The sequence below is a fragment of the Nostoc sp. GT001 genome, from assembly GCF_030382115.1.
Classification (GTDB): domain Bacteria; phylum Cyanobacteriota; class Cyanobacteriia; order Cyanobacteriales; family Nostocaceae; genus Nostoc.
Genome location: NZ_JAUDRJ010000004.1, coordinates 1 through 10279, shown reverse-complemented (window position 1 = coordinate 10279; position 10279 = coordinate 1). Strand labels below are relative to the sequence as shown.

General features: G+C 41.6%; 11 protein-coding genes. 4 read left to right on the top strand and 7 right to left on the bottom strand.

Features of this window, described 5'->3' with window-relative positions:
• A partial coding sequence (locus tag QUD05_RS33850; protein WP_289800164.1) for a sensor histidine kinase occupies positions 1-664 on the top strand: 664 nt, incomplete at its 5' end.
• 54 nt (positions 665-718) lie between these two features.
• Here QUD05_RS33850 and QUD05_RS33845 read toward each other — a convergent pair.
• Positions 719-1174, bottom strand: a complete 456-nt coding sequence (locus tag QUD05_RS33845) for a response regulator (RefSeq protein WP_289800163.1) — start codon at positions 1172-1174, stop codon at positions 719-721.
• 688 nt (positions 1175-1862) lie between these two features.
• Between QUD05_RS33845 and QUD05_RS33840 the strand changes: the two genes are divergently transcribed.
• On the top strand, positions 1863-2585 hold the full coding sequence (locus tag QUD05_RS33840) for a class I SAM-dependent methyltransferase (protein WP_289800162.1): 723 nt from the start codon (positions 1863-1865) through the stop codon (positions 2583-2585).
• Between the two features lie 116 nt (positions 2586-2701).
• On the opposite strand, the gene QUD05_RS33835 is transcribed toward QUD05_RS33840, so the two are convergent.
• The 3 genes from QUD05_RS33835 to QUD05_RS33825 form a co-directional block, all read right to left on the bottom strand.
• Entirely contained in the window at positions 2702-3130 is a 429-nt protein-coding gene (locus QUD05_RS33835) for a YidH family protein (protein WP_289800161.1), read from the bottom strand.
• Between the two features lie 367 nt (positions 3131-3497).
• On the bottom strand, positions 3498-4160 hold the full coding sequence (locus QUD05_RS33830) for a hypothetical protein (protein ID WP_289798038.1): 663 nt from the start codon (positions 4158-4160) through the stop codon (positions 3498-3500).
• Positions 4161-4239: 79 nt separating this feature from the next.
• On the bottom strand, positions 4240-4950 hold the full coding sequence (locus QUD05_RS33825) for a cadmium resistance transporter (protein WP_289798039.1): 711 nt from the start codon (positions 4948-4950) through the stop codon (positions 4240-4242).
• A 192-nt stretch (positions 4951-5142) separates the two neighbouring features.
• Here QUD05_RS33825 and QUD05_RS33820 point away from each other — a divergent pair, with 192 nt between their 5' ends.
• Positions 5143-6198: a LysR substrate-binding domain-containing protein gene (locus tag QUD05_RS33820; protein WP_289800160.1), complete on the top strand. Its 1056-nt coding sequence runs from the start codon at positions 5143-5145 to the stop codon at positions 6196-6198.
• Positions 6199-6477: 279 nt separating this feature from the next.
• On the opposite strand, the gene QUD05_RS33815 is transcribed toward QUD05_RS33820, so the two are convergent.
• The 3 genes from QUD05_RS33815 to QUD05_RS33805 form a co-directional block, all read right to left on the bottom strand.
• Positions 6478-6846 (bottom strand): pentapeptide repeat-containing protein, encoded by a 369-nt coding sequence (locus tag QUD05_RS33815; protein ID WP_289800159.1) that lies wholly within the window; start codon positions 6844-6846, stop codon positions 6478-6480.
• Positions 6836-7150 (bottom strand): hypothetical protein, encoded by a 315-nt coding sequence (locus QUD05_RS33810; protein WP_289798041.1) that lies wholly within the window; start codon positions 7148-7150, stop codon positions 6836-6838. Before QUD05_RS33810 ends, QUD05_RS33815 begins: the two co-directional genes overlap by 11 nt.
• A gap of 153 nt (positions 7151-7303) precedes the next feature.
• Positions 7304-7834 (bottom strand): PM0630 family protein, encoded by a 531-nt coding sequence (locus tag QUD05_RS33805; RefSeq protein WP_289798042.1) that lies wholly within the window; start codon positions 7832-7834, stop codon positions 7304-7306.
• Positions 7835-8172: 338 nt separating this feature from the next.
• Between QUD05_RS33805 and QUD05_RS33800 the strand changes: the two genes are divergently transcribed.
• Entirely contained in the window at positions 8173-10224 is a 2052-nt protein-coding gene (locus QUD05_RS33800; protein WP_289800158.1) for an AAA-like domain-containing protein, read from the top strand.
• Positions 10225-10279: the final 55 nt, after the last annotated feature.

Genomic DNA, 10279 nt, shown 5'->3' with positions numbered 1-10279 from the left:
AGCCGCCGATCGGATGTTGAATTTGTTTGAGATGGAAACATTCTGCAAAATTTCGCCAGAAATGAAACAAGCGATCGCAGTCATGATTCGCAGTAACCAAAATTTGATGCTGATGGTGAACACTCTCCTAGAAGTTTATCGCTTTGAAGCAGGTAAAAAAACTTTAAATTGGGAGATATGTGATTGCTGTGAAATTGCTCAAGAAGTGGTAAGCGAAATCACACCTCTGACTAACGAAAAAGGATTGACTTTAAAAGTAGACACCAGCGGATTAGACCCAAAAGATAAAAATGCTGGTAGAATTATGGGCGATCGCCTCGAACTCAGACGAGTACTATACAACTTAATTGCAAATGCTATCAAATTTACAGACACAGGAGGCATAACAGTCCGCATTTTTGAAAAATCACCAAATTCTAAACATCAAGATTGGGTAACAATCGAAGTAGAAGATACAGGATATGGAATTGCGCCTGAAGACCAAGCAACAATTTTTGAGCGATTTCGTCAAGGTAGAAACAAACGCTCAGGTAGCGGTTTAGGACTACATCTATCCCACCGAATTGTAGAAGCACACACAGGAACTATTCGAGTCACCTCTGAAATAGGTAAAGGCAGTTTATTCACTGTCCAACTACCCAAAAACATTGACTCTAGCTCTTGAAGAATACTCTCAAACTTATTGCTCGTTTCCTGTTGTTTATTCCCTGCTACATTGCTAATCTTGGCAAACCTCAAAAGCCGGATGAAGACTGAATTTTCCCTCAAGCGCACGACGAATTACAGCCTCTAAATCCTCAAGCATGTAGGGTTTGCTAATGTAATCATCAAAGCCGCTACTCAAAATACGCTCTCGATCCCCCTTAGTGGCTAAAGCTGTAACTGCAACCACTGGAATTTCGTGAGTTAGAGGTTCTTGCTTCAAATGACACGCAACATCGATACCGCTTAGACCTGGTAACAAAATATCCAACAAGATTAAGTCCGGCTGATATTCTTTAGCCACCAACACCGTTGCAGAACAATCTGTTTGACAAATGAATCTACAACCCATTGACTCTAGAGCGTAGCTAATCAACAGAAGACTATCATTATTGTCTTCAACTACCAAAATCAAAGGCTGGTGAGAGTTTTGCTTTTTTTCATCACTCGTGAATGAATTTGCCAAAGACATCTCTTCTCCAGAAGATTTTATTAGGATTCATTGTCTTTCTTGAGATATACAGACGAGGCTTCCCCAAAAGGATAAGAATAATGCTTCAGTCGAAGTAATGGTTTTCTTTTCCTTCGGCTTAGCTAATAATCCCTGCCAGCGCAAAAAAGGTTGCTGAGGTAAAAGAACCTCAAGCTTATAGCATTAACAGATACTTTTCAATCATACGCAAAATTACAAAATATTTTCTTAATTCGTTCATAACAAATTTATATAGAAATATCAGAAAATTATTTATAACAGTATCGCTTGACTTATGTGTGCTTTTAGATTTTAAAGATCCTGAATAAATAAGTAATCTCAGTTATTAACTGTTAAATTCCCTACTCTAATTTGCGTACTGGATATAATTTCAACATCATCTTGATTTGTTCTACAGAAGCAATTGCAATTGCTTGCATAGGTTTTTACAAGTAAGCAAATCAACAGATTAATTTTGATAGGTTTCTGAGAGGAATTAGCTAATTATTAGATACTGCTTTCTTGTTGACAATCATTAGTTATCCAATACTGCCTACTACTTTATCATAATGCAATGTCTACGATGGGCTATGCCTATGGAGAAATTTATTGCTAGATTATTGATATTTATTTAGCGATCGCAAAGCGAATTTGACTACAATCCTTAGAAAGAGTAGCAAAAACCTAAATGTCTAAAAAGTCCGATTCTCAGTTCCAAAATCTCTTTAGTTCACCCAAATCAACCCAGTGGGACGAAAGATTAGCCCAAATAGCCTATCGCTTTAACCGAGAGTATCAAGGTGAAACATTTGAACTCCCAACAGAAGTCCAGGCGATGCCGATATTCCGCGAGTGGATTGCTGGGAGTTTTTCAGGGAGAATTGCTTCCCCTTTCTGGGAAATTGCTAAACCTCAAAAAAACCAGCACTGTATAGATATTGGCTGTGGGATCAGCTTTTTAATTTATCCTTGGCGGGATTGGCAAGCATTGTTTTATGGGCAAGAAATCAGTAATGTGGCACGCGATACCCTTAATTCCCGNTGGGCGCAGTTGAATTCTAAGCTGTTCAAAGGTGTTGAGTTGGGGGCAGCCCATCAGCTAAACTATCCATCAGAGCAATTTGACTTAGCGATCGCCACCGGATTCAGCTGCTATTTTCCCCTCGAATACTGGAATGCTGTATTGGCAGAAGTCAAGCGGGTGTTAAAACCAGGTGGACATTTTGTCTTCGACATCCTCAATCCAGAACAACCTTTAGCAGAAGATTGGGCAGTTCTGGAAACCTATTTAGGGGCCGAGGTGTTTTTAGAGCCTTTGGCTAAGTGGGAAAAAACGATTAAAGCGGCTGGTGCTAAAGTAGTCGCGCAAAAATCAGGGGAATTATTCGAGTTGTATAAAATACGATTCTGAACTACCTACAGTGACGCTTCGCTTACACAGTAGGCTTCTTGTCAAACAGAAAGCGTGATAGGCGTAGCCCATTCTGAATTCTGAGTTCTGAATTCTGAGTTCTGAATTCTGCTGTATTACTCAGGGATAAGTGGACTCATTGGATCTAAAGAAGTTGTAAAAACAAAATAGATTACCCCAGCGCCAAGAATCATCACAGCCAGACTGAACAACAACACCCAACGGTCTGTTGGTTCATAAGTATCTTCTTCGATATCACGACGGACAGCGAAATAGTGTCCCGTTGACAGCCACACCGTAATTAAACCCACCAGTGAGAAGACTAAACCTAACTTCCAGCCGTTGCCAGGACGCGGTACTAAAGGTACATGGAAGGCACGCAAACGCACAATAACAACACCAAAGCCTAAAAGAGCGATCCCTGTTCGCATCCAAGCAAGGTAGGTACGCTCATTTGCCAAGTGATCTCGGATTCTGGACGGATTCAGTCGTCCTGGCTTTTTNTTATCTTTATCTTCTTCTGTAGGTTTCAATTTTAACTGCATCAATAATACCCTTATCCCCAAAGCGGCTCTGATCAAAAAAATGCGGAGGTAGTAGGAAATCTCTTTCCAGATTACTTGCACCCAGCGCAATAGTTGCGCTACTGAAATATACTTGTTGTGATTGTACATTTTTTTCAAATTCAAAATTTATTTTAATGCAGATATGTAAATAAAACAAGCCTGACAGAATAATTCGTAATTCGTAATTGATGATATAGAGCAAGTGTAAGTAATAAGGTGTCGTTAAAAAAACAGCCAAGATCGGAGAGGTTTTTCATCAGTGCTTATCCTGTTTATCCTCTGATTTTGGCTGTTACCCTATTTAAATTTAGAAAACTCATTCAAAAATAGACTATGGACTTCTATTTCAAGACTGATTGCTAGGCGCATTAGGAACTCGTGTATCTATGAGAGCCTGTGATATATCTGGGATAAACCAGTTAGCCTCTTTGCTGTTAAGAACTTTCACAGTCGGAACATTCAATTCAATCGCAGCAGTATCTGGATTCTTCTTAATCACCAACTGAGTTCCATCAAGTATCTTGAGAGCAACCGGGCCTGTCAATTCTTGACCTTGCCCATTAGGGCTAGAAGTAAAATTTTCTACTTTGGCATCATTCGCTAGATAGATGCCATCACAATCCCAGTTCTTTTTAGTAGACTGACCATTAGCGAGAAAATACAAACCATTTTCGTATACGGCATCTTCATTGTCTTCATCATTTGGTCTTTTGCCGTAAACTGCTATGGTATTACCTGTTTGGTTATTACATTGACCCCAGTTAATTCCCGTCTCTAAAGCATATTTTTGCAGTGTTAATTCCTCGGTTCTCTTTTTAATTTCTTCTGGTGTAAGACTTTCAACTTGAGTTTGGGTATCTTTGGTCTGAGAGAGTTCGTTAAGAGCTTTAATGACTTCGATATAGTCAGGGTTTTTGCTAAATTTTGGTCTATCAGCAAAAGAAGGTTGAGCAAAAGCGAAATTAGCGACAATCATTAAGACAATTAGCAGAGATTTCCAGATTTTCATGTTTTGATTCCTGTTGATAAGTAAGATATTTTGCAGTTGGGAATTGATTTTGGTGACAAAATTCATCATGCACTTCATTTTAGACAATTAATTTTTCTTGTTCTTCACTCGATGGCTGAGTATTGAAACCTAAAATTAATGAGAATATATAACTAGAAACTACAGATAGAAGAGTCCAAATGACATTTTCTGTAACAATAAATACACCCAAACCAATCAATATACAAGGGACAAAAGTATTACCATTTTCAGTTAAAAAGGTTGCGATCGCAGGCAAGTAGGTTAACTTGTAAGCGGTATAACACCATACACCTACTAGGGTAAAGAATACACTTATAATCACCAGCAGACTGTCTAATTCTGAGTTGGCAAACAGGGGCACATAGACGCTGATATTATCACTGCCATTAGCAAAGGCGATCGCAGCGACATTGCAAGTTTGCCCAGAGAGAAAACTCTTAACGATAGAGGGACAAGACGGCTCGGTTTCTTCTTCAGCTTCCTCTGGTGAATCCTCTTCGCGTTTTAGTAAACTGCTCATACCAATGATTATTGGCATTAAACCAAGTAGTCTAATCCAGTCCTCTGGTATAAACAGTCCACCAAAGAAACCGGGAAGGCTAGCAAAGATCAATGCCGCAAAGCCGAGATACTGACCAGCAAGGATGTGACGATTGCGGAACGTTTTACTTATTTGCGAAAAAAGTAACGTCAGAATGACAATATCATCGATGTTGGTAGCAGTGAATGCGGTAATCCCTGTGGTAATCGCAGTTGCTAAATCGCTCATTTATGGATGTCCTTATTTTCATGCTTGGGCATTTGGCATTTCCCTCTGCTCTCTACTTGGCCGTTTAAGTCCGTGCCGAAGCTTTGATTTACACTTTAGTCAAACTAACCGATAGAATCAAATGCTTTTATTTGTCAAAATGATAAATGAAAGTGATTAAAATTTTGACATCAAGTCTTAGGGATACGATAAATGGCAGGAATGACGCTTGAGCAGCTAAAAATATTTTTGGCTGTGGCGCACAACTTACACTTTACTCGCGCAGCAGAGGAGCTTTATATTACACAACCTGCCGTCAGTGCAGCGATTCACAACTTAGAGCAAGAATACGGAGTGAAACTATTCCATCGGATTGGTCGCCATATTGAGATTGCTGAAGCGGGTAAATTACTGCAAGTGGAAGCGCAGAAAATTCTCGATCAAGTTTCCTTAACAGAAAGGGGATTGCGAGAATTGAACAATCTGCAACGGGGTGAATTGAAATTAGGGTCGAGTCTGACTATTGGTAACTATTGGCTACCAAGTAAAATTAGTGAGTTTAAGAGCCAATATCCTGGTATCCAGATTGACTGTACTCTTGCCAATGCAGAAACGATTTGTGTCGGTACAGCGATGGGACAGTTTGATTTAGGTTTGGTGGAAGGAGATGTGAAGCCAGCACTTCAGAATACTTTAGACTATGAAATAGTGGGGAGCGATCGCTTGCAAATTGTAGTTGGTCAAAAACACCCTTGGTTTGAGTGGGGAGAAATTGATTTAAGCCAACTAACTCAAACTCCGTGGGTGATGCGGGTGCGGGAATCTGGTACACAACAAAGATTTGAGGAAGCGTTGCAAAATTGGGGGATAAACCTCAGCGACCTGAATGTAATTTTAGTGTTCACCAGTGGTGAGATGGCAAAAGCCGCGATTGAAAATGGCGTAGGTGCAACTGGAATTTCTGAGTTGATGGTAAAAAAAGAAATCCAGTTAGGGACTCTGCGGGCAATTAGAGTTATTGATAACCGAGAAGGCAAGGGTACGATGCCTACGTCGGTCACTGAGCCTGTCCTGAGCGTAGCCGTTGGCGCAGCCTCTCGTAGAGAAGGGCGCAGCCGAAGTGCAGACTACGCCTACGCAGAAATAGTTCGACCTTTTTTCAAAATCAAGCATCGTCAGCGTTTTCAAACTGCTCTTTCCAAAGTCTTTGAACAAATGTTGATATCGTCTGTGTTGGATGGTTCACATCAACATTTATCAGTTATTTAAAGGAGATTGGGGATTGGGCACAACCCTGATTTCTCACCACACCTCTTAAAGCCTACGCAAGTGCCGGGGAGAAGTAATGAGTAAGAAGTAATGAGTAAGAAGTAAGAAGTTTTTACTCATTACTCATTACTCATTACTCATTACTCATTACTCATTACTCATTACTCATTACTCATTACTCATTACTCATTACTTCTCCTCTGCTCCATCAAACGCCTTGAGCTTGTGAGAAATGCGGGACAAGAGGCAGAGGGGAAAAACTTACTGCTCCCCTGCTCCCTACACCTTCCGCATATTTCTACTGATGGGGTCAAAACCTCTAGAAAAGCGCGTACTTTCATCATAGTAAGCGCCAGTTAGATTAGCTCCATACAACTTGGCATAGTTGAGTTTTGCTCCTCGAAGATTTGCTTCATTGAGATTGGCACCACTCAAATTAGCTCTGGTCAAATTCGCTTTGGCTAAATTAGTACTACTCAAATCTGCTCCCCAGAGTTTAGCTTTAGCTAAGTTAACTCCACTCAAGTCAGATCCCCATAAATTAATTCCAGGCAAATCGGCTCCAATCAGCTTGTCCCCACTCAAGTTGACGGCTGGAAAATATCTTTCTCCTGCGGCAAAACGCCTTTTTAATTCTTCAGCATTCATGCGTCGCGTTCACCTTCTTTAGCAATACAGAAGTTATTTGTTTCCATTCTTGGCTTAGTTCTCCTGAAAATACTGGCTGACCACTGCGTTGATACCAGAAATGGGCATTTTTCAAATCGCCTTCTTTGCGGTGCAGATAAGCATGAACCCAAGCACTGTCAGCATCACTGGCATTTGCAACTATTTCATGAGCCTTGCTCCAATCACCTTTGTTGTCATACCACATTGCTTGCAGCCCTTTTGGTAGTGTCTGAGGACATGGGCGCTGCTTTTCGATCAATCGCAGGAATTCCTCTGTATTCACGATCGCCACCCAACAAGAATTAAACTTCTATTTCTAAGATACTCCTCAGTTTTAGGGGAGCAGGGGAGCAAGAAAGAAGTTACAGTCAGTTTTTCTCCTCTGCACCTCTGCCCCTCTGCCCCTCTGCTCCCCTGCCTCTTGTGCCCTTCATTTCTACTTAACTGGAATAACTTCAAACTGGAAAGTACCGATCAAACGGTTATCAATATAGACTTCTATTCTATGCTTACCAACGGGATCGCCAGCGGCGATTGTCCAAAAATTCTCAATTACACCTTCTGGAGCCGATTGTGTGCGACGTGTTACAGATGTCTTGCCGTCTGCTGATATTGAGAAATCTTCACCATTATCTGTACCCCAAGTTTCTGGAGGTTTTGGTAAATACAAGACTTCACGCCATTTCACTTCACCTTGGTAGTTTTTGAGTTTAATCCGCCACCCGTAAGTATTTCCTTCCTGAAGTGGCACTCTTGTTGTCTGAAAAATGGTAACGTTTCCTTTGGAGTCAACTCTCTTCAGACCAAACTCGGTGTTACTGACAGTAATCTGTTTTGCATTCGTTGGCGCCGGAGATGATATGGCGTTTTCTACCAAAACAGAAGTAGCGTTGATTGGCTTAGAACCGATGACCCCAGATATTAGCCAAAAAGCAGCTAGCACAGCAGTAGTAGTCCAAATTCTCATTAGTATGGTTTTCCTATCAGACTTTTGGTACTTATTCAAGTAATCTGCCATGTTTTCCGGGTCAAGGTTAGCGATGGTTAGACAAAGACGAAATTGCTTTGATAAATTTGGCGGATTTAATCAACCCACTGACTTTGGTTAACATAACCTTGTTCCCAGTCTGAAGACTGGGAACGAATTCCAAGAGGCTCTGCCTCTGGTCAAGAAAGAGGAGGTTGGTAATTACTCTACAAGACACTTCGCAACGGGATAGTGTCGCATGGATATAGTATTCTAAATCCTGAATTCTGAATTCTGACTCCTTCTTTATCTCTTCCTTTTCTAATCACACTTTGCACATGAGATACCAAGTTGGCGGTAGCCTCCACAGTGACGATCCCACTTATGTTGTGCGTCAAGCAGACGAAAAACTTTATAACAGTCTGAAAAGTGGTGATTTTTGCTACGTTTTCAACTCTCGCCAAATGGGTAAATCATCCCTACTACAGCGAATAAGTCGTCGTCTCAAGTCAGAAGGCTATAAATGTGTTTACTTAGACGTGACGCAATTGGGTAGCGAGGATACCACATCAGCACAATGGTATAAAGGAATCATTGTCAGCATATTCTACGGGTTAAATCTGGCGGAACACGTCAACTTTAAGCAATGGTGGAATATGCAAACAGGTCTGTCTCCTGTACAAAAATTACACCAGTTTGTTGAAGAAATATTGCTGCCAAATGTCAAGAGCGATTGTGAAGGCGGCGGCAAAGCCAAAGGCATTTTCATTTTCATTGATGAAATTGATAGTTTACTGAGTTTAAATTTTCCGGTCAATGACTTTTTTGCCTGGATTCGTCATTGCTACAATCAGCAGGCACACGATCCGAATTTTCGACGCCTGGGCTTTGCATTGTTTGGAGTAGCCAGTCCATCTGATTTAATTGCTGACAAACGCCGGACACCTTTTAATATTGGAACAGCTATAGAGTTATACGGCTTTCGATTGCATGAAGCTAACCCATTGCTAGATGGGTTAAAGGGAGCAATCAGCCAACCAGAAATAGTGCTGCAAGAGGTAATCTACTGGACAGGGGGACAACCGTTTCTAACTCAAAAACTTTGTCAATTAATTCTTCAAGCTGCCTTAAAGACATCAGATCGAAAAATTATCCTATCCCCGAAAACTGAGGCGTATTGGGTAGAAGAATTGGTGCGATCGCAAATTATCCAACACTGGGAATCACAAGATGAACCCGAACACCTGCGTACTATTCGCGATCGCCTACTTTTCAACCAACAACAAGCAGGACGCTTGTTAGGTCTTTATCAGCAGGTATTGCAAGCGGAGGAAATAAAGGACGTAAAGAATGAAAAACTCCACCCACAAGGGGATGGAGTTTTTGGGCATGGGGAATCGGGCATGGGGCATGGGGAAGAAGTTACCAATGCCCAATGCCCAATGCCCCAAGCGACGGGGCGACTATCCCTCTACAGACACCTGGGGATGGAGTTTCCCGTCGCTTTCAATGAAGACACTAGCGACTCTTGGCATCCTCTATTTCCACTATCTCCCGTGCCTACAGATGATAGTCGAGAACAGACAGAGCTTTTACTATCGGGAGTAGTTGAAAGGTACAACGGCTATCTCAGAATTAAAAATCCGATCTACCGCAGTATTTTCAATGCTGAATGGGTGTTAAAGCAGTTAGACAATCTGCGCCCTTATTCACAGCCATTTAATGCTTGGGTAGCATCGGACTTTCAAGATGAGTCACGCCTGTTGCGGGGGAATGCCTTACAAGAGGTCTTGGACTGGACTCAGCGAAAAAGTCTCAGCGATTTGGACTATCGATTTTTAGCAGCTAGCCAAGAATTGGAACGTCGGGAAGTCCAGCAAAAACTAGAAGTAGAACGGCTCAAAGAAACTGAAGCGCGATTGGCAAGTGAACAAAAGAACGCCCGTCTTCAGCAACGACTACTGTTAGGGGTAAGTGTGGCTCTAGTAGCAGCGATTATCTTAGGAATCATAACACTCTATGCCAATCGACAGGCATCGCTGAGTGAGGTAAGAGCGATCGCAGCTGCTTCCAATGGTAGTTTTAATTCCAATCAACGCTTAGATGCACTGGTACAAGCAATCCAAGCTAGACGGAAATTTCAACGGCTCGATCTGCAAAATTTGGCAGATGCACATACGCTGGATCTCCAAACCCGCAAAATATTAGAACAAGCTGTCTACGGTGCTGATGAATTCAATCACCTTTCAGGGCATCAAGGGATTGTTTTAGGTGTTGATTTCAGTGCTGATGGTAAGTGGATTGTCTCATCTAGTATTGATCGCACAGTCAAGTTGTGGAAGCGGGATGGAACACTGGTCAAAACCCTACCACATACTGCAAATCCATAAATAGCGTCCGCTTCCAGCCCGGATAGTCGTTTGGATAGTCGCTGCCGGCATTGAT